The sequence below is a fragment of the Micromonospora sp. NPDC048843 genome, assembly GCF_040649965.1.
GTDB lineage: Bacteria > Actinomycetota > Actinomycetes > Mycobacteriales > Micromonosporaceae > Micromonospora > Micromonospora hortensis.
In genome coordinates this window covers 18,554-36,912 of record NZ_JBEZGJ010000014.1, presented here as the reverse complement: position 1 = coordinate 36,912, position 18,359 = coordinate 18,554, and the positions used below count along the sequence as shown (strand labels likewise).

The following is an 18,359-nucleotide window of genomic DNA, read 5'->3' as shown; positions in this document are numbered from 1 at the left end:
GGCCGGCTTCTGACTGGGTACGGCCGCTGTGCGCGGCTCGTCACGCTCGCTCATGCCGCCACCTCAGTGGTCTGTTGCGAGGCCACGATCTCGGCGTACGTCGGGCAGGTGTCCAACAACTCCGCATGTCGCCCCACTCCGACGACCCCTCCGTTTTCCAGGACGATGATCTGATCGGCGTCGATGATCGTGGAGACCCGTTGGGCCACGATCACCACCGCCGCCTGCGCGGTGACCGGCCGCAGCGCCGCTCGCAGTCGCGCGTCGGTGCCCAGGTCGAGCGCGGAGAACGAGTCGTCGAAGAGGTAGATCTCCGGTTGCCGGACCAGGGCCCGGGCGATGGCCAGGCGCTGCCGCTGCCCACCGGAGACTGTGGTGCCGCCCTGCGCGATCGGGGCGTCCAGCCCGCCGGGCATCTGGGCCACGAAGTCGCGGGCCTGGGCGATCTCCAGCGCCGCCCACAGCTCCTCGTCGGTGGCGTCCGGGTTGCCGTAGCGCAGGTTGCTGGCGACCGTCCCGGTGAACAGGTACGGCCGCTGCGGCACCAGGCCGATGCGTCGCCACAGCTCGTCCGGCGCCAACTCCCGCACGTCCACCCCGTCGACCAGCACCGCGCCGTCGGTGACGTCGACCAGGCGGGGGATCAGCGACAGCAGCGTCGTCTTGCCCGCGCCGGTGCTGCCGATGATCGCCGTGGTGGTGCCCGGGATCGCCCGGAAGGAGATGTCGCGCAGCACCGGCTCCACAGCGCCCGGGTACTGGAAGCGCACCCCGCGCAGCTCCAGCTCGGCTCGGGTGGGCAGTTCGGTGACCGGCGCGGCGGCCGGGACCACCGAGGAGTCGGTGTCCAGCACCTCGACGATCCGTTCGGCGCAGACCGCCGCCCTCGGCACCATCATCAGCATGAAGGTGGCCATCATGACCGCCATCAGGATCTGCATCAGGTACTGCAGGAACGCGGTGAGCGCGCCGACCTGGATCGCGCCGGCGTCCACCCGCTGCGCGCCGAACCAGAGCACCGCCACGCTGGAGACGTTCAGCACCAGCATGACCACCGGGAAGATCAACGCCAGCAACCGACCGGTACGCAGCGCGGTCGCTGTCAGGTCGGCGTTGGCGACGCCGAAGCGGTCCGTCTCGTACGGCTCGCGGACGAACGCACGAACCACCCGGATGCCGGTGATCTGCTCTCGCAGCACCCGGTTGACAGTGTCGATGCGGGTCTGCATCAGCCGGAAGCCCGGCACCATCCGACGGATGATCGCGCCGAGGGCGATGGCCAGCACCGGCACGCTGACCAGCATCAGCCAGGAGAGCCCGACGTCCTCACGCAACGCCATGAACACGCCGCCGACGCTCATGATCGGTGCGGCGACGAGCATCGTGCAGCTCATCAGCACGAGCATCTGCACCTGCTGCACGTCGTTGGTGTTGCGGGTAATCAGCGACGGCGCCCCGAACCGGGCCACCTCGCGGGCGGAGAAGCGGTTGACGTGCCCGAACAGTTCGGCGCGTACGTCGCGGCCGAAGCCCATCGCGACCCGGGCCCCCAGGTAGACGGCGGCGATCGAGCAGACGATCTGGATCAGGCTGACCAGCAGCATCCAGCCGCCGGTGCGCACGATGTAGTCGGTGTCGCCCCGGGCCACACCCTGGTCGATGATGTCCGCGTTGAGGCTGGGCAGGTAGAGCGAGGCCATGGTGCCCACGAACTGGAGCAGCACGACCGCCAGCAACGGTCTCTGATAGGTGCGCAGTTGGCCGCGCAGGAGTCTGATCAGCACGCCGGGTCCTTCGTTTCGGTAGGGCGTCCGGTCATCCGCGGGTCGTCTCCGCTGCCGATGACCTCAAGCAGGAACTCCCGGATCACCTGGGCCTTCGCCGGGTCGGCGTCGACCGAGGTGAGGGGCCGTCCGGAGTGCATGAGCGCGCCGAGCGCGGCCACCCGTTCCCGCCCGGCGGGGGTGATGGCGAGTCGGATGCTGCGTCGGTCGTTGTCGTCGCGCTGCCGCTCGACCAGGCCGTCGCGCTCGAGCGTGTCGACGATGCCGGTCAGGGTCGCCGGGCGGACGAACCCCTTCTCGGCGACCGCCCGGTGCGGCAACTCGCCGTGTCGGGCGAGCGTCAGCAGGGTGATCATGCCGGCCTGGGTGAGACCGTGCTCCTCGGCGAGGTAGCGGTTCCACCGCTGCCCGACCAGGTGCCCGGCCACCACCAGCAGCCGGCCGAGCGGCACGTCCTGGAGGGTCACGAGTTCCACAACAGGCAGGTTAGCTCCCTGATAGTCAGGGGCCAAACGAAATAACCGCAGCGGTGGCCACGAACACGATCTGCAGCACCGTTCGCTGTGCGAGTGGGGTGACCGGGCTGCCGGCGAGGGTCAGTTCGCGCCGGGCGGCCGAGACGTTGGCCGGGAACATGGCGAGCATGAGCAGGCCGAGCCCGGCTGCCGCGACCCGGGCGGTCGCCGGCACCAGGAGACCGACGGCGCCTGCCAGTTCCAGCACGCCAGTGACGGTGACCAGCAGGTCCGGCCGGGGTAGTCGGGGCGGGACCATCGCGATCAGGTCGGCGCGCCGCTGGCCGACGAAGTGCGCGACGGCGGTGAGCGTGAACATCACGGCCAGCCCGACGCGCAGCGCGGGATGCCAGCCGTCCAGTGCGGTGATGCCGGCCAGGCCGGCGATTCGAGTCAGTGCGGTGCCGACGATCAAGGCGATCAGGGGTGCCATCGGAATCCTCCTCTGTGAAACTTGCCAGTGACAAGATTGCGTGCCAGGGGTGCATCTTGTCAATGGCAAGATAAGATTCGCCCATGACCGACACCCGCGCCTACCACCACGGCGATCTGCGCCGCGCCCTGCTCGCCGCGGCGCTGGAGGCCGTCGGGGAGGTCGGACCCGCCGCGCTGAGCCTGCGCGACCTGGCCCGGCGGGCCGGTGTCTCGCACGCCGCGCCCGCACATCACTTCGGCGACAAGGCGGGCCTGCTCACCGCGCTCGCCGCGCAGGGCTTCGACAAGCTGGCCCAGGCGTTGTCCGAGGCGGACGACCTGTTGGAGGCCGGCGTCGCGTACGTCGACTTCGCCGTCACGCACCGGGCGTACTTCGAGGTGATGTTCCGGCCGGAGCTCTACCGGGCCGACGACACCGAGCTGAACGCGGCTCGGGTTCGGGCCGGCGCCGCGCTCCGCTCCGGGGTGGCGGCGCTGCCCAGCGGCGGCGCGCCCGCCGACACCGACCGGGACTCGCTCGCGGCCTGGTCGATAGCGCACGGCTTCGCCACCCTCTGGCTGGCCGGCGCACTGCCCGACCGCGTGGGCAACAATCCTCGCGAGGCAGCCCGCGCCGTCCTACGCCGACTGTCAACCTGACAGCAACCCCGCCCTGCAGCGTCGATCATGGAGGCGTGGTGGGCGATTCGCTCATCGCCGCCCCTTTTGCGAGGCACCACAACTCCATGATCGACGCGTCGGGGCGGACGGGGCCGGGGCCGGGGCCGGTGGGTGGGTGGGTTACCAGCTGGTGGGGAGGGGCATTCCTTCGGTGAAGCCGGCGGCGCTCTGCACGCCGACGATGGCTCGCTCGTGGAACTGGGTCAGGTCGCGTGCGCCGGCGTAGGTGAAGGCGCTGCGTACCCCCGCGATGATCTCGTCGATCAGGTCCTCGACACCGGGGCGGGCCGGGTCCAGGTGCATCCGGGCCGAGGAGATGCCCTCCTCGAACACCGCCTTGCGGGCCCGGTCGTACGGGCTGTCGTCGGCGGTTCGGGCGCTGACCGCCCGAGCCGACGCCATTCCGAAGCTCTCCTTGTACCGCCGGCCGTCCGCGTCGGTGTACAGGTCACCCGGGGACTCGTAGGTGCCGGCGAACCAGGAGCCGATCATCACGTTCGACGCCCCGGCGGCGAGCGCGAGCGCCACGTCCCGAGGGTGCCGCACCCCGCCGTCGGCCCACACGTGCCGGCCCAGTTGGCGGGCAGCGGCCGCGCAGTCGAGCACGGCGGAGAACTGCGGTCGACCCACGCCGGTCATCATCCGGGTGGTGCACATCGCCCCCGGGCCGACGCCGACCTTGATGATGTCCGCCCCAGCCTCCACCAGGTCGCGTACGCCCTCGGCGGTCACCACGTTGCCGGCCGCCACCGGCACCCCCGGGTCCAGCTTCCGGACCGCCTGAAGTGCGGAGATCATCCGTGCCTGGTGGCCGTGCGCGGTGTCCACCACCAACGTGTCCACCCCCGCCTCGAGCAGCGCCGCGGCCTTGCCGGTCACGTCCCCGTTGATCCCGACGGCCGCCGCGATCCGCAGCCGACCCCTGTCGTCCACGGCCGGTGTGTAGAGGGTGGCGCGCAGCGCGCCCTGTCGGGTCAGCACCCCGACCAGCCGACCCTCGGCGTCCACCACCGGGGCGAGTCGGCGACGGCCCGCCGAGAGTAGATCGAAACCGGTACGAGGATCCGCGTCCGCCGGGACGGTGTGCAGTTCGGTGGACATCACGTGACGCAGCTGCGCGAAGCGGTCCACGCCAGTGGTGTCCGCCTCGGTGACCACACCCATCGGCCGGCCGGCGTCATCGACCACTATCACCGCACCGTGCGAGCGCTTGGGCAGTAGGTGGATGGCATCGCCAACGGTCTCGGTCGGGCCCAGCGTGATGGGCGTGTCGTAGACCAGGTGGCGCTGCTTGACCCAGGCGACGACATTCGCCACCACCTCGATCGGAATGTCCTGCGGAATCACCGTGATGGCACCCCGGCGGGCGACCGTCTCCGCCATCCGCCGTCCGGCGACGGCTGTCATGTTCGACACCACCAACGGAATGGTGGTGCCGGTGCCGTCGCCGGTGGCGAGGTCGACGTCGAGCCGGGAGCCCAGGTCGGAGCGGGCCGGCGCCATGAAGACGTCGGTATAGGTCAGGTCGTGCGCGGGAGCCGCGCCGTGAAGGAACCGCACCCGGCAATCATTCCCGCTCGCGGTCCATTCCACCGCCGGTGGTCGCGGAAAACACTCGCACCGTCGTTGGTAGTGGTCCCGGTGGCGTCGTCGGTGCTCGCCGGATTGTCGCGCAGCCCGGCGGAAGTGCCACGGCGAGCACGGCCGGGTACGAACCGGTCAGCCCAGCAGGAGGGCTGCGGCGAGCCCGGCCATCACGACGGCGATGACCGCGTCCAGCACCCGCCAGGCGATGGCGCGGGCGAGCAGCGGCGCGAGGCGCTGCGCGCCGACGCCGAGCGCGGTGAACCAGACCACACTGGCCAGAACGGCGCCGGCGCCGAAGACCCACCGGTGCGGGTGTTGTTGGGCCACGCTGCCCAGGAGTAGCACGGTGTCCAGGTAGACGTGCGGGTTCAGGTAGGTGAAGGCGGCGCAGGCGAGCAGTGTCGCCCCCAACGTGGCCGGCGGCCGTTCGGTGGGCAGCAGGGCGCCGGGACGCAGGGCGCGGCGGGCGGCGAGCCCCGCGTAGCAGAGCAGGAAGGCCGCACCGCCCCAGCGGATCGCCATCAGCAGGCCCGGTCGGCCGGTCACCAGCGAACCGACCCCGGCCACTCCCGCCATGATCAGCAGCGCGTCCGACGCGGCGCAGGTCAGCACCACGGGTACGACGTGCTCGCGTCGCAGGCCCTGGCGCAGGACGAAGGCGTTCTGGGCGCCGATGGCGACGATGAGCGCGATGGAGATCGAGAAGCCGGCGACGGCGGAAGTGAGCACGGAGTCGACGCTAGGGCTGTCGGCTGGCACCAGTCCAACTAAAGATTCTGACGCAACTTAAGCTCAGCTAATGGATGGTCTCGATTCGGCGCAGCTACGGACACTCGCGGCGGTGGTGGCGGAGGGCAGCTTCGACGCGGCGGCCCGGCTGCTGCACGTCACGCCGTCGGCGGTGAGCCAACGGATCAAGGCGCTGGAGGAGACGGTCGGCCAGGTCCTGGTCCGCCGCGCCCGTCCGTGCGTGGCAACCGACGCCGGCCGCCCGCTGCTGCGCCTGGCCGGCCAGCTCGCGCTGCTCGAACGGGAGGCGCTGGCCGATGCTCGCAGCCCGCTGGCCGGCGGTGGCCTGATCCGGGTCGCCGTGGTGGTAAACGCGGACTCGTTGGCCACCTGGTTCCCCGCCGCGCTGGCCCGGCTGCCGCAGCGGGCCGGGCTCTCGTTCGACCTGCGGCGGGACGATCAGGACCACACTGCCGAGTTGCTTCGCGACGGTTCGGTGACGGCGGCGGTCACCGCCCAGCGGGAGGCCGTGCAGGGCTGCCGGGTGCTGCGGCTCGGGGCCATGCGCTACCGCGCGCTCGCCACGCCGGAATTCGCTGCTTCCCACTTCGGTGAGGGACTCACCGCGTCCGCGCTGGCGGGCGCGCCGCTGACCGTCTTCGACCGGAAGGACCGGGTGCAACACCGGTTCATCAGGGCGGTGGTCGGTCGACCGCTCGACCCGCCGGTGCACTACGTGCCGTCGGTGCCGGCCTTCAGTGCGGCGATCCGGCTCGGGTTGGGCTGGGGCCTGGTGCCGGAACAGATCGCCGGGGCCGACCTGGCCGCCGGTCACTGTGTCGACCTCGCACCGGGTCGACACCTCGACGTGCCCCTGTACTGGCAGCACTGGCGGCTGGAGTCCGACGTGCTGAACGCCCTGACCGCCGCCGTCCGCGCGGTTGCCGCCGAAACCCTGCGCTGACTTCCCGCCGGGCGCTCAGGCGATGGTGCAGATGGGCGCACCGGCGGTGATCACGGCGCCGACCTCGGCGCTGAGACCGCTGACCGTACCCGCCTTGTGCGCGTGCAGCGGCTGCTCCATCTTCATCGCCTCCAGCACCACGACCAGGTCGCCCTCGGCCACCGTGTCGCCGTCCGCCACCGCGATCTTGACGATGGTGCCCTGCATCGGCGAGGTGAGCGCGTCGCCGCCGACCGGAGCCCCGGCCTTGGCGCCGCCGCGCCGGGTCGACTTGCGGGCGGCGGGTGCCGCTGTGGTCGTACTCCCACCGAAGCCGGCGGGGAGGCTGACCTCGATGCGCTTGCCGCCCACCTCGACCACGACGGTGTCGCGCTCGGCCGGCGCTTCGGCGGGGCCGGCGGCGGCGGTGAAGGGCGGCACGGTGTTGTGGAACTCGGTCTCGATCCACCGGGTGTGCACTGTGAACGGCTCGGCGGTGAACGCCTCGTCCCGCACGACGAGCCGGTGGAACGGCAGCGCGGTGGCCATCCCGTCGAGGACCATCTCGTCCAGTGCGCGGCGGGCGCGCTCCAGCGCCTCGGTCCGCGTCTCACCCGTGATGATCACCTTGGCGAGCAGCGAGTCGAAGTTGCCGCCGATCACGTCGCCGGCCGAGATGCCGGTGTCTACCCGCACACCCGGCCCGCTGGGCAGGCGCAGCGCGGTGACAGTGCCGGGGGCGGGCAGGAAGTTGCGGCCCGGGTCCTCGCCGTTGATCCGGAACTCGATGGCGTGCCCGCGCGGCGTCGGGTCCTCGGTGATCCGCAGCTTCTCGCCGTCGGCGATCCGGAACTGCTCGCGGACCAGGTCGATGCCGGCGGTCTCCTCGGTGACCGGGTGCTCGACCTGGAGTCGGGTGTTGACCTCCAGGAAGGAGATCGTGCCGTCGACGCCGACCAGGTATTCCACGGTGCCGGCGCCGTGGTAGCCGGCTTCGCGGCAGATCGCCTTGGCGCTCTCGTGGATCTGCGCGCGCTGGGCGTCGGTGAGGAACGGCGCGGGCGCCTCCTCGACGAGCTTCTGGTGACGTCGCTGCAACGAGCAGTCCCGGGTGCCCACCACGATCACGTTGCCGTGCTGGTCGGCGAGGACCTGCGCCTCGACGTGCCGGGGCTGGTCGAGGTACCGCTCGACGAAGCACTCGCCCCGACCGAACGCCGTGACCGCCTCCCGGGTGGCCGACTCGAACAGTTGCGGGATCTCCTCCATCGTGCGGGCGACCTTGAGGCCGCGCCCACCGCCACCGAAGGCGGCCTTGATGGCGACCGGCAGGCCGTGGTCGACGGCGAAGGCCATCACCTCGTCCGGGCTGGCCACCGGGTCCGGGGTGCCGGGGACCAGCGGCGCGCCGGCCCGCTGGGCGATGTGCCGGGCGGTGACCTTGTCGCCCAGGTCGCGGATCGCCTGCGGGGTGGGGCCGATCCAGGTCAGCTCGGCGTCGATGACGGCCTGGGCGAAGTCGGCGTTCTCGCTGAGGAAGCCATAACCCGGGTGTACGGCGTCAGCGCCGGCCCGAGCGGCGACGTCGAGCAGCTTGTCGATGCGCAGGTAGGTCTCGGTCGCGCTGTCCCCGCCGAGCGCGTACGCCTCGTCCGCGAGGGTGGCGTGCAGGGCGTCGCGGTCGGAGTCCGCGTACACGGCGACGCTGCCCAGGTCGGCGTCGCGGCACGCGCGGATCACCCGGACGGCGATCTCGCCGCGGTTGGCGATGAGTACCTTGCGCACCTTCGTGGCTCCTCCCGGGCAGGTTACTGACGGGGAGTGTATCGGCCGCCCACGGCGGCCCTAACGATCGCTCAGTGTGGGATGCCGCACTGCATCCGCCACGGTTTAGTCAAACTTGTCTATTACGCTTATCGGGTGTCTTCGACTCGGATGATGATTCTCGGTCTGGTGCGGTGGATGCAGCCCGTGCACGGCTACGACGTGCGCCGTGAGCTGCTGAGCTGGAGCGCCGACAAGTGGGCGAACGTACAGCCCGGATCGATCTATCACGCCCTGCGCAAGCTCACCGAGGAAGGACTGCTCCGCGCCGTAGCGACCGAGCAGGTGGGCGCCCGTCCGGCGCGGACCACGTACGAGGTGACGGTCAAGGGGGAGGACGAGTTCGAGACGCTGCTGCGCAACTCCTGGTGGACCATCACCGAGCCCGCCGACCCGTTCGTGGCGGCCTTCTCCTTCCTGCCGGCCATGCCGCGCGCCGAGGCGGCCGCCGCCCTGCGTAACCGGGCCAACCTGCTGCGCGCCGGCGTCGAGTCCATGCGCGCCTCGTTGGAGTCGGACTGGGTGCGCAACCGCAAGCCTGTGCACGTGGGCTGGATGTTCGAGCTGTGGTCGGCGCGGGCGGAGGCGGAGATGAGCTGGTGCGAGCGGATCGCGGAGCGGATCGATTCCGGAGTGTCGTACCTGCCTGCTGAGCTGGATGAAGCGCAGGGTTGGTCGGGGTGGAGGGACGGCGTGGAGCCGCCCGACACCAACGCGGAATAATCAACGTTGACTAAAAAAGCTATATCGCGTTAGCCTGCTGGCGGCACAGCGGGGGAGTGCGCCGTCCGGCGTTCGCCCACTCGATGGCCGGCCCGACCGGCCCGAACGACCAGGAGCAGAAATGATCGAGACCAGGGGGCTGCGGAAGTCGTTCCGCTCCCGCGCGGGTCGAGAGACGAAGACGGTGGACGCCGTGCGGGGCGTCGACCTTGACGTTGCCAAGGGCGAGATCTTCGGCTTCCTCGGCCCGAACGGCGCCGGCAAGACCACCACGCTGCGGATGCTCGCCACGCTGATCGAGCCGGACGGCGGCGAAGCCACCATCGCGGGCGCCGACCTGCGCAAGGACCCGGCCGAGGTGCGCCGCCGCATCGGGTACGTCCCGCAGGGCGGCAGCACCTGGGACGAGTCCACCGCCCGCGAGGAGCTGGTGCTGCACGCCCGGATGTACGGCATCAGCAAGGTCGACGCGCAGCGGCGCGCCGCCCGCGCCCTGGACGCCTTCCAGCTCACCGAGTACGCCGACCGCAAGTGCAAGACCTACTCCGGCGGCCAGCGTCGTCGGGTGGAGATCGCCCTCGGCATCATCCACGAGCCGAAGATCGTTTTCCTGGACGAGCCGACCACCGGCCTCGACCCGCAGAGCCGCGCCCACATGTGGGACGAGATCCGGCGGCTCCGCGCCGACGGGATGACCGTCTTCATCACCACCCACTACCTGGACGAGGCCGACGCGCTCTGCGACCGGATCGCGATCATGGACAACGGCGAGGTGGTGGCCGAGGGCACACCAACCGAGCTCAAACGGGAGATCTCCGGCGACGTGGTGCTGGTCGGTCTCGACCTGGCCGCCACCCCGCAGGCCGCCCAGACGCTCGACGGCGAGCCGTACGTCAACAAGCTGGAGACTGTCGACGAGGGTGGCCTGCGCCTCTACGTCGACGAGGGCGCCACCGCCATCCCGCAGGTGCTGCGCCGACTCGACCACGCCGGGCTGGAGCTGCGCTCGATCGAGCTGCACCGACCCAGCCTGGACGACGTCTTCCTCACCAAGACCGGCCGCTCGCTGCGCGAGTCCTGACCACCGGAGACGACTCTCATGAAATTCGCCCGTGACACGTGGCTGATCTTCCAGCGCCAGATCCAACTCCTGCTACGCAACCCGGTCTGGGTCTTCGTCGGCGTGTTCCAGCCGGTCATGTACCTGCTGCTCTTCGCCCCGCTGCTCAAGCCCGCACTTAACGCGCCCACCCAGGCCGCCGCCTACAAGATCTTCGTACCGGGTCTGCTGGTGCTGCTGGCCATCTTCGGTGGCCTGTTCCAGGGCTTCGGCCTGATCGCCGAGCTGCGAGCCGGCGTCATCGAACGCTCCCGGGTCACCCCGATCAGTCGGCTCGCCCTGCTGCTCGGCCGCTCGCTGCGCGACGTGGTCTCGCTCCTTGTGCAGGCGGTCATCATCACGCTCTTGGCGCTCATCTTCGACCTGCGGGTGTTCATCGGGGACCTGCTGCTGGCGTACCTGATGCTCGCCCTGATCGCCCTCATGACCTCGGCCGTCTCCTACGGCGTCGCCCTCAAGGTCAAGAGCGAGGATGCGCTCGCCCCGCTGATGAACACGGTGGCGCAGCCGGTGCTGCTGCTCTCCGGCATCCTGCTGCCGCTGACCTTCGCACCCGGCTGGTTGCAGGGCATCGCCAACTGGAACCCGTTCTCCTGGGCTGTCGACGGCACCCGGGCACTGTTCGCCGGTGACCTGGGCAGCGACAAGGTCTGGCAGGGCCTCAGCATCACAGCGGTCCTCGCCGCGCTGGGCGTCTACTGGGCCGCCCGCCAGTTCGCCCGCAGCGTCCGCTGACGCTGGGTCGGCTGTTCCTGGTTATCGGGGTGTCCCTTCGTCGGGGACACCCCGATATCCGTTTTCGGAGGTCGCTCTGTCCGGCTGTCGCTGACCCTCAGCGGACCCGGGCGAGGGTGAGGCCGTCCGCGATCGGCAGCATCACCGGGTCCACCCGTACGTCGGCGAGGACCTCGTCGTTGAACGCGGCGATGGCCCGGTCATTGGCGTCCTGCGGGGCGATGACCCGCCCGCCCCGCAACACGTTGTCGACGGCTATCACCCCACCCGGACGCATCCGGGGCACCAGTTCCGCCCAGTAGATCGGGTAGCCGGTCTTGTCCGCGTCGATGAACGCGAAGTCCAGGTGTCGCTCGTGCGGCAACTCCCGCAGCCCGTCCGCCGCCGGGCCGATGCGCAGGTCGATGAGATCCTGCACGCCGGCCCGCGCCCAGTAGCGCCGGGCGATGCCGGTGAACTCCTCGGAGATGTCGAAGCAGGTCAGTCGCCCACCCTCGGGCAACCCGCGGGCGATCGCCAGCGACGAGAGCCCGGTGAACGTGCCGACCTCGACGGCCTGCCGCACGCCGAGCAGCCGGGTGAGGAACGTCAGGAACGCGGCCTGCTCCGGAGCCACCTGCATGGTGGCGTGCTCCGGCAGCACCGACCGGGTCTCCTCGGCCAGGTCATTGATGATCTCGTCCGGCGGGGAGCCGTGTGCGACCAGATAGGCGTGCAGCTCGTTGGTGAGCGGGATCGACTTGGTGGTCATGACCGGACGTTACCGAGCGGCTCGACAGTTTGGCCGCCCGGCGCGACAGTCGTCCACAGGTCGGTGATCCGCAGATCCAGCTCGGCGAGGAGCCGGCGCAGCAGCGGCATCGACAGCCCGACCACAGTCCCCGGGTCACCCTCGATTCGTTCCACGAACGGCCCACCCAGCCCGTCGATAGTGAACGCACCGGCCACCGCCAGCGGCTCACCAGTGGCCACGTACGCGGCGATCTCGTCGTCACTGATGTCAGCGAAGTGGACAGTGGTCGACGCGACCGCCTCCGCGCGCCGGCCCGCACTAACGTCGACCAGGCAGTGCCCGCTGTGCAGAACGCCACTGCGTCCCCGCATCCGCAGCCACCGCCGGGTCGCGTCAGCCGCATCCGCCGGCTTGCCGAGGATCTCCCCGTCGAAGGCGAGCACCGAGTCGCAGCCGATCACCAACGTCCGCTGATCGGCGGTCGCGTTGAGCCGGGTCAACACCGCCTGCGCCTTCAGGCGAGCCAACTCCAGGCACAACTCCTCGGCCCGCTCGGTCACCACCAGGGACTCGTCCACCCCGCTGACCAGCACCTCCGGCTCGACGCCGGCAGCCTGGAGCAACTTACGACGGGCAGGGCTCGCCGAAGCGAGCACGAGGCGGAGCGGCAAAGTCTCAGACACCACCCCGACGTTACCGCCCAACCCCCCTCCAAGACCGACACCCCGCCCAGCACGGCCCTGTGGCCGGGCGCCCTTGGCCGGCCGGGTGGTCGGGCGCCCTTGGGGCGGCCGGGCGGCCAGCGCTTCGTTGATCATTCAGCGACTGATTCTGGGTGGTGGATCATCACCACGCCGGCGTCGCCGCGCTATCACGGCCCACCCGACCCCGGCAGCCACGAGCACCCCGAGCGTGGCCAGCCCACGCGCGGTCGCGCTACCGCTCGCATCACCCGGCTGAGCGCCAGCCGTCGTCGTCGGGCCAGCACCGGCCGGAGCGCTCACCGATTCAAACCCCAGCGGCGGTACGTCTGCCGTCAGCGCCGCCACAAGATCGATCACTCCATAGCCGTACTCGTCGTCACGCCCCGGAGGGCCCTTGTCGACGGCGGTGGCCGTGAGCCGGTGCGCTACCTCTCGGGCCGGCAGGTACGGGTACTTGGACCGGATCAACGCAGCCGCGCCCGCAACGATCGCCGTTGCGTCAGAGGTGCCGGTGCCTTTGCGGTACTTGCCGTCGATGCTCGTGCTGTAGATGTCAACGGCGGGCGCAACCACGTCAATCTCCGGCCCAGATACCGAAAAGCTGGCGTGACTCCCGCTTTGATCTATACCGCCTACAGCGACCACGCCCGGATAGGCTGCCGGAAAGCTAACATATTCATCCCGAGGTCGGTTACCTGTCCCTGCAACCACGACTACATTCGCTTGCATTGCCATCTCAATGGCTCGTTTTAGCCGACTATTGGGCCCTGCGACCGAAGAGATGCTGATGACCGAAGCGCCTTTGGCGACAGCAAAATCGATGCCGGACGCAAGATTGTCACTGTCGCCATCTTGATCTGTTCGGCTGGTTCGGATTGGTAGGATCTTGGCTTCTGGGGCGATGCCAAGAGCGCCAAGATTTCCGGACTGTCCGTGAGCGGCGATTAGACCGGCCATTCCGGTGCCATGGCTGTTGCCGTCCTGCCAGCCGTCGTCGCCGTCGGGAAAGACGATGTCGGCGCCGGTTAGGAGATTGTCGCGAAGGTCGGGGTGCGGTGTGACGCCGGTGTCTGGGACGGCCACCATTATGCCCTTGCCTTTGCTTAACCTTTGAGCTTCGCCGGCCTTTAGATATTCCAGGTGCCACTGATCCTTGCGTATCCGCTCGACATCTTTTGGCCCAGGGTTGTTCTGAGATGACGCCGGGGCTGGGAGTAATGTGAAGGTGAGGCTAAGGCTGGCTAACAGCGCTCTGAAGGGCCGCAGGGTCAACGGTCTATGCCAATAGCCGGGCCGGGGTCGGTTGGGCCCTCATCGTTCGGTGGTCGAACGATTGGGGCTACGCCTTCGTCTGTCGCCCAGGGGTTGTCAGGATCCCGGCGGCGCCTTTCCGCGTCGGGATCTAGCCGAAAGCCGGGCCGCGGCGATGCTCCGCCACCGGCGCTGTGACCGAGGCCGGAGCCGAAGCCGAAGGGAGGAGTTCCCTGAATCGCATTCAAGCCTCGGCCGCCTCCAGGGCGAGAGCCTGCGCCGCCAGTGGGCCCTGTCCCGGCGCTGCCGCCACCTATTACACCGCCCACCGGATTAATTCGACGGGGTGCGCTGGCGCCGGCTGCGGGTGGCCCGAATCCCATCGCAGGCCCTCCGCCGATTAGGCCGCCAGGAGGCATCGGACGCGGTTGCGCTGCAGGTTTGCCAGCAGAGCCTGTGGCGTTGGCCGGGGGGTTGGCAGAGGGGGGCCGCAAACGCGATGCCTCAGCAGCATCACCACGTGCGGAATTTGCAGGCGGTAGGGGCGACACGCCGACTCCAGGTGTTGAACCGGAAACTACTGGCGGCGTAGCTCCGATTGGCGGGACTGGGGTCGTGGAGCCGGGAGCGATTACGCTACCTGCTCCGCCAAGAACTGGTCCGACGCCAGGGCTTGTTATTGGCCAGGATTGACCTGCGGAAGCCCTTGGGCGAGTTGTAGGGGATTTTGGGAGAGGCACCGCTATTACTGGAGGAATTGCAGGGGCGGCGGAGGTTCCGCCGTAAACATTCGTCTCACTCTGATCGATCCCGGGGTTTGCCTTAGGCGCCACGGGTGGTTTTTGGAGGGTTGCTTGGGCTTGTTGGAGTTCGCCGCTCAGGGTGAACATCATGGATCGGGCCTGCACGTTGAGTCGTTCCAACTCACCATCAGCAACGGGCGGCGTGGCAGCCCGGTTGCCCATCACCGCTTTCGGGTCGGCGACCATCGACTCGTACGCCTGCTTCTGCTGGAACTTGGTCGCGTACTCCTCGTAGATCTTGCGGAGTGCGCCGCGGGTGGTGCCGATGGCCTGGGTCGCGGCGGACAGCGCGGTGTAGTTCGCGGCGGCGGCGTCGTGGGTGCGCTGGACCTTGTCGATGAGTTCGTCGAGTTCGGCAAGGTACGTGCGGGAGGCGGCGCTGGTTTCGGGGGGCCACGCCTCGGCGAGTCCGCGTCGGTACTGCTGGAGGCGACCGAGGTGGATTTGCGCCAGGTCGCAGACCTTGCGCCAGCCGGCTACCTGTTTCCAGTGGTTGGCGGTGTCGTGGTCCTGGAGGCAGGCCCACATGCTGTTGACGTCCATGAGCTGCCAGTCGGTGAGGCCGGAGGTGCGGCCGGTGCCCCGTTCGATCACGGCAGCACCACCGGTCCTGCGGCGTCGGGGCTGGTCGGGTCGGTCAGGGTTGGCGTCGGGCCGCCGGGGAGGACGCTGGCCGGGTTGGCGAGGGCTCGTTGCACGTCGATCACTCGGGCGGCGGTGAAGGCGTCGCTGTCGGCGTAGTGGGTGGCGACCTGGTCGGCGGCGGCGGCCAGGTGGCCGGTGGCGCCTCGGACGGCGTACACCATGTCGGCGGTGGCCTGCTGCGTCTCGTGGTGAGCGTGCAGGAAGGTGACCAGCTCGATGAAGGCGTCGCAGGGGTTGGGCAGCTTCGCGGACATGTCTTCGGCGATGTACGACAGGTGCGGCGCGTAGTTGCTCTCGACCTCGGCGGCGAGCCGGTCGGCGAACTCTCTGAGCTGGCTGATGTCGGCTTCGATGCCGCCGTAACCGCGTAGCCAGGGTGCTGGCCGGTCCTCTTCGGGGATCATGGATCCTCCCTACCCGTAGCGGAACCGTTTCCCTGAGTGAGGTTAACGGCTCAACGCCACCCTGACAGCCCCCCGTACCGGTAGGTCTCGGGTTATCGGGGCAGGCCGGCGGCGCGCCACCCGCGGGAGCCCCCGGGTCGACCGCTGCGCGCCCAGGCGGACGGGGTCGTCGGCACGGGGGCGGCGGACGGACGGGGCCGGATGATGATCGCCCCCACCAGAGCGGCCAACTCCTCGGCGGTGGGCACGCCGCGGACGACCCGGAACAGCGGCTCTTCGGCAGACATGCCGCCAGGGTACGCGGCGCGAAGTTACCCGAAGCGCACAGTGGCGTGCCGGCGGTGTGAGCGTCAGCGGGTCCGGGTACCGTCTCACCGATGTCGAACGCGCTTCCCCAACTCGTCGCTGACCGATACCGGCTTCTGTCGCCGCTCGGCCAGGGCGGCATGGGCCGGGTGTGGAAGGCGCGCGACGAGGTGCTGCATCGGGACGTCGCCATCAAGGAGTTGGTGCCGCCGCCCGGTCTCACCGATGAGGAGCGCCGCGAGATGCGCGAGCGCTCGTTGCGGGAGGCGCGGGCCATCGCCCGGCTCAACCACGCCAACGTCGTCCGCATCTTCGACGTGTTGCGCACCGACGGCGATCCGTGGATCGTCATGGAGTACGTGGCGTCGAAGTCGTTGCAGGACACTCTCGCCGAGGACGGCCCGGTGTCGGTGGCCCGCACTGTGGAGATCGGCCTGGGCGTGCTGGGCGCGCTCAGCGCCGCGCACAAGGCGGGTGTCATGCACCGCGACGTGAAGCCCGGCAACGTGTTGCTCGGCGACGACGGCCGGGTGGTGCTGACCGATTTCGGTCTCGCCACGATCCCCGGTGACCCCAATGTGACCCGCACCGGCATGGTGCTCGGCTCACCCGCGTACATCTCGCCGGAGCGGGCTCGGGACGGCACGGCCGGTCCGGAGGCCGACCTGTGGTCGTTGGGCGCGACGCTCTACGCGGCGGTCGAGGGCAAGTCGCCGTACGCCCGGCCGTCGGCGATCGGCACCCTGGCCGCGTTGGCCACCGAGCCGATTCCGCCGCCGAAGAACGCCGGCCCACTCAAGGCCGTCCTCAACGGGCTGCTGCGCAAGGACCCGAACGAGCGGATCACCGCCGAGGTGGCGGAGCGCTTGCTGCGCCGCGCCGGGGGCAAGCGGTCGCGCGGCATCTCCCTGCTTGATGGCGTACGCCGGCCTGGGCCGAACGGCCCGCGTGAGCCGCGCCCGCCGCACGTGCCGGCGCCGCGACCGGCCGAGAGTGTCGACCGGCCGGTGTCGCCGCCGGCCGCCGCCGCGAGCACCTCGGCCGCCACCTCCGCTGCCGCCGCGACCCCCACCGCCGATGCCACGCCGACGGCCGTCGTCTCTTCCGACGCGGCCGCCGACCCGACCGCGCTGGTGCCCACCGAGCCGGCCGCAGCCGCACCGGCGGAGCCGACCGCCACGATCGACCGCCCGTCCGAGGTCGAGCCGGTAGATGCCGAGCCGACCGCGAAGGTCACGGCCGCACCCGACACGAGCGGCGACGGTACGACGAACGTCGACGACGAGCCGACCGTTGTCGACGGCCCGCCGGTGGCTCCGGAGCAGCGGAAGCCGACCACCCCGACGTCGCTCATGCCGCCGGTGAGTCCGGCCGGCCGCGCTGCGGTGCCGCTCTCGGATGGCACGAAGCCGAACAACACCCGACGTAACCTGCTGATCGGCGCCGTTGTCGCCCTGCTGCTGATCGGCCTCGTGGTGGTCGTGCCGATGCTGACCACTGACGACGACAAGACCCCGCAGGCCAACCCGACCAGCGCTGCCGCGACCTCGGCGCCCGCGCCGACCTCCGCCGCGCCGGCGCCCACCACCGGTGCCCCCAGCGCGACGCCGTCGGCCACCCCCTCGGTCGACCCGAACGCGCTGCCGGCGGGCTGGAAGCTGCACCGGGACCCGTTCGGCTTCGCCCTGCCGATCCCCGACGGTTGGGTGCGTAGCACGCCCCCCGACAAAACTGTCGTCTTCGAGGATCCCAACGGACCGGGCGAGCTGCTGGTGCAGTGGACCGACAGGCCGGCGAAGGATGCGGTCGCGGACTGGCGGGAGCAGGAGCCGCGGCGCGCTAGCCGCGTCAACAACTACCAAAAACTCAGCATCGTGGGCTGCGACTTCTGGAAGACCTGCGGCGACTGGGAGTGGCTGGAGACCCGGGACGGGCAGCGGATCCACGTCCGCAACCGGGGGTTCGTGACGGCCAAGAACCGCGGTTACGCCCTGCGGTGGGAGATCGCGGAGAAGGACTGGCAGGCCAACCTGCCGAACTTCGACCGGATCGCCAAGGGTTTCGTGCCCGACCGTCAGGACTGAAACTCATTCGCATGACCTTGCGTCGTCGTGGGTACTTGACCTTCGACGACGGAAGGAGGCACGACATGGGTTACCGACGGAGGGACGCTCGGCCCCGGCTGGCACTGTGGATGCTCGTGGCGCTCGGCGACGCGATCCTGCTGCTGGTCAGCGCGGGGGTTTCGGTGCTCATCGCACTGCTCGGCGTCGCGATCGTTGCCGGCTTTGGCGTGGCTGCCTGGCGGTTGACCCGCCGGGGCGCGCTGGCTCGTGAGGATGCTGTGGTGCCGGCCCTGAGCCGGCGGCGGGCTTGACCCCGTACCCGGTGGTGTGGCGGCAGCCGGACCGATTGTCGACCGTGATGGTGACCGTCGATCCCGCTGCCGCCAACGGCC

Annotated in this window: 18 protein-coding genes; 7 read left to right on the top strand and 11 right to left on the bottom strand. The window is 70.0% G+C overall.

Going from position 1 to position 18,359, the window contains the following annotated elements; all coding sequences use genetic code 11:
• Positions 1 to 50: 50 nt before the first annotated feature.
• From AB0C20_RS05775 to AB0C20_RS05765, 3 genes are read right to left on the bottom strand one after another with little or no spacing between them, the layout of a single operon-like run.
• On the bottom strand, positions 51 to 1,784 hold the full coding sequence (locus AB0C20_RS05775; protein ID WP_357567461.1) for an ABC transporter ATP-binding protein: 1,734 nt from the start codon (positions 1,782 to 1,784) through the stop codon (positions 51 to 53).
• On the bottom strand, positions 1,778 to 2,260 hold the full coding sequence (locus AB0C20_RS05770; protein ID WP_124861988.1) for a MarR family transcriptional regulator: 483 nt from the start codon (positions 2,258 to 2,260) through the stop codon (positions 1,778 to 1,780). The genes AB0C20_RS05775 and AB0C20_RS05770 overlap by 7 nt, the downstream gene beginning before the upstream one ends.
• A 25-nt stretch (positions 2,261 to 2,285) precedes the next feature.
• Positions 2,286 to 2,732, bottom strand: coding sequence for a DoxX family protein (locus AB0C20_RS05765; protein ID WP_357188405.1), 447 nt, complete (start codon positions 2,730 to 2,732; stop codon positions 2,286 to 2,288).
• 83 nt (positions 2,733 to 2,815) lie between these two features.
• Here AB0C20_RS05765 and AB0C20_RS05760 point away from each other — a divergent pair, with 83 nt between their 5' ends.
• Positions 2,816 to 3,373 carry a TetR/AcrR family transcriptional regulator gene (locus AB0C20_RS05760; RefSeq protein ID WP_357188403.1) on the top strand — a complete coding sequence of 186 codons (558 nt, stop codon included), beginning with the start codon at positions 2,816 to 2,818 and terminating at the stop codon, positions 3,371 to 3,373.
• A gap of 141 nt (positions 3,374 to 3,514) precedes the next feature.
• On the opposite strand, the gene AB0C20_RS05755 is transcribed toward AB0C20_RS05760, so the two are convergent.
• Positions 3,515 to 4,954: a GuaB1 family IMP dehydrogenase-related protein gene (locus tag AB0C20_RS05755; RefSeq protein WP_357188401.1), complete on the bottom strand. Its 1,440-nt coding sequence runs from the start codon at positions 4,952 to 4,954 to the stop codon at positions 3,515 to 3,517.
• A gap of 159 nt (positions 4,955 to 5,113) precedes the next feature.
• Positions 5,114 to 5,710, bottom strand: coding sequence for a LysE/ArgO family amino acid transporter (locus AB0C20_RS05750; RefSeq protein ID WP_357188399.1), 597 nt, complete (start codon positions 5,708 to 5,710; stop codon positions 5,114 to 5,116).
• 70 nt (positions 5,711 to 5,780) lie between these two features.
• Here AB0C20_RS05750 and AB0C20_RS05745 point away from each other — a divergent pair, with 70 nt between their 5' ends.
• Positions 5,781 to 6,674, top strand: coding sequence for a LysR family transcriptional regulator ArgP (locus tag AB0C20_RS05745; protein ID WP_357567460.1), 894 nt, complete (start codon positions 5,781 to 5,783; stop codon positions 6,672 to 6,674).
• A gap of 15 nt (positions 6,675 to 6,689) precedes the next feature.
• Here AB0C20_RS05745 and AB0C20_RS05740 read toward each other — a convergent pair whose 3' ends face one another.
• Positions 6,690 to 8,438, bottom strand: coding sequence for a biotin carboxylase N-terminal domain-containing protein (locus AB0C20_RS05740; protein WP_357567459.1), 1,749 nt, complete (start codon positions 8,436 to 8,438; stop codon positions 6,690 to 6,692).
• Between the two features lie 150 nt (positions 8,439 to 8,588).
• On the opposite strand from AB0C20_RS05740, the gene AB0C20_RS05735 reads away from it, so the two are divergent.
• From AB0C20_RS05735 to AB0C20_RS05725, 3 genes are all read left to right on the top strand, one after another.
• Positions 8,589 to 9,200, top strand: coding sequence for a PadR family transcriptional regulator (locus AB0C20_RS05735; protein ID WP_357188511.1), 612 nt, complete (start codon positions 8,589 to 8,591; stop codon positions 9,198 to 9,200).
• A 121-nt stretch (positions 9,201 to 9,321) separates the two neighbouring features.
• On the top strand, positions 9,322 to 10,281 hold the full coding sequence (locus tag AB0C20_RS05730) for an ATP-binding cassette domain-containing protein (RefSeq protein ID WP_357188393.1): 960 nt from the start codon (positions 9,322 to 9,324) through the stop codon (positions 10,279 to 10,281).
• Positions 10,282 to 10,299: 18 nt separating this feature from the next.
• Positions 10,300 to 11,055: an ABC transporter permease gene (locus tag AB0C20_RS05725; protein WP_124823257.1), complete on the top strand. Its 756-nt coding sequence runs from the start codon at positions 10,300 to 10,302 to the stop codon at positions 11,053 to 11,055.
• 97 nt (positions 11,056 to 11,152) lie between these two features.
• On the opposite strand, the gene AB0C20_RS05720 is transcribed toward AB0C20_RS05725, so the two are convergent.
• The 5 genes from AB0C20_RS05720 to AB0C20_RS05700 all read right to left on the bottom strand — a co-directional run bounded on the left by AB0C20_RS05720 (position 11,153) and on the right by AB0C20_RS05700 (position 15,882).
• Positions 11,153 to 11,806 (bottom strand): O-methyltransferase, encoded by a 654-nt coding sequence (locus AB0C20_RS05720; protein ID WP_357188390.1) that lies wholly within the window; start codon positions 11,804 to 11,806, stop codon positions 11,153 to 11,155.
• A complete protein-coding gene (locus AB0C20_RS05715) occupies positions 11,803 to 12,471 on the bottom strand; it encodes a Maf family protein (protein ID WP_357188388.1) in 669 nt (222 codons plus the stop codon). Before AB0C20_RS05715 ends, AB0C20_RS05720 begins: the two co-directional genes overlap by 4 nt.
• Before the next feature lie 135 nt (positions 12,472 to 12,606).
• Positions 12,607 to 13,653 (bottom strand): type VII secretion-associated serine protease mycosin, encoded by a 1,047-nt coding sequence (gene mycP / locus AB0C20_RS05710; RefSeq protein WP_357567468.1) that lies wholly within the window; start codon positions 13,651 to 13,653, stop codon positions 12,607 to 12,609.
• Positions 13,654 to 15,136: 1,483 nt separating this feature from the next.
• Positions 15,137 to 15,595 (bottom strand): hypothetical protein, encoded by a 459-nt coding sequence (locus tag AB0C20_RS05705; protein WP_357567458.1) that lies wholly within the window; start codon positions 15,593 to 15,595, stop codon positions 15,137 to 15,139.
• A gap of 92 nt (positions 15,596 to 15,687) precedes the next feature.
• The gene (locus tag AB0C20_RS05700) at positions 15,688 to 15,882 is read right to left on the bottom strand and encodes an acyl-CoA carboxylase subunit epsilon (protein ID WP_357188382.1); all 195 of its coding nucleotides are present in this window, start codon (positions 15,880 to 15,882) and stop codon (positions 15,688 to 15,690) included.
• Positions 15,883 to 15,972: 90 nt separating this feature from the next.
• Between AB0C20_RS05700 and AB0C20_RS05695 the strand changes: the two genes are divergently transcribed.
• Together AB0C20_RS05695 and AB0C20_RS05690 are read left to right on the top strand one after the other, a co-directional pair.
• The gene (locus AB0C20_RS05695) at positions 15,973 to 17,985 is read left to right on the top strand and encodes a serine/threonine-protein kinase (protein WP_357188380.1); all 2,013 of its coding nucleotides are present in this window, start codon (positions 15,973 to 15,975) and stop codon (positions 17,983 to 17,985) included.
• Between the two features lie 65 nt (positions 17,986 to 18,050).
• Positions 18,051 to 18,278, top strand: a complete 228-nt coding sequence (locus AB0C20_RS05690; protein WP_238684435.1) for a hypothetical protein — start codon at positions 18,051 to 18,053, stop codon at positions 18,276 to 18,278.
• Positions 18,279 to 18,359: the final 81 nt, after the last annotated feature.

What these genes read in the sequence shown, in the direction of transcription:
- AB0C20_RS05765 (WP_357188405.1), bottom strand. Translation starts at nt 2,732, where the DNA reads ATGGCACCCCTGATCGCCTTGATCGTCGGCACCGCACTGACTCGAATC.
- AB0C20_RS05760 (WP_357188403.1), top strand. Translation starts at nt 2,816, where the DNA reads ATGACCGACACCCGCGCCTACCACCACGGCGATCTGCGCCGCGCCCTG.
- AB0C20_RS05745 (WP_357567460.1), top strand. Translation starts at nt 5,781, where the DNA reads ATGGATGGTCTCGATTCGGCGCAGCTACGGACACTCGCGGCGGTGGTG.
- AB0C20_RS05735 (WP_357188511.1), top strand. Translation starts at nt 8,589, where the DNA reads ATGATGATTCTCGGTCTGGTGCGGTGGATGCAGCCCGTGCACGGCTAC.
- AB0C20_RS05730 (WP_357188393.1), top strand. Translation starts at nt 9,322, where the DNA reads ATGATCGAGACCAGGGGGCTGCGGAAGTCGTTCCGCTCCCGCGCGGGT.
- AB0C20_RS05725 (WP_124823257.1), top strand. Translation starts at nt 10,300, where the DNA reads ATGAAATTCGCCCGTGACACGTGGCTGATCTTCCAGCGCCAGATCCAA.
- AB0C20_RS05720 (WP_357188390.1), bottom strand. Translation starts at nt 11,806, where the DNA reads ATGACCACCAAGTCGATCCCGCTCACCAACGAGCTGCACGCCTATCTG.
- AB0C20_RS05705 (WP_357567458.1), bottom strand. Translation starts at nt 15,595, where the DNA reads ATGATCCCCGAAGAGGACCGGCCAGCACCCTGGCTACGCGGTTACGGC.
- AB0C20_RS05700 (WP_357188382.1), bottom strand. Translation starts at nt 15,882, where the DNA reads ATGTCTGCCGAAGAGCCGCTGTTCCGGGTCGTCCGCGGCGTGCCCACC.
- AB0C20_RS05695 (WP_357188380.1), top strand. Translation starts at nt 15,973, where the DNA reads ATGTCGAACGCGCTTCCCCAACTCGTCGCTGACCGATACCGGCTTCTG.
- AB0C20_RS05690 (WP_238684435.1), top strand. Translation starts at nt 18,051, where the DNA reads ATGGGTTACCGACGGAGGGACGCTCGGCCCCGGCTGGCACTGTGGATG.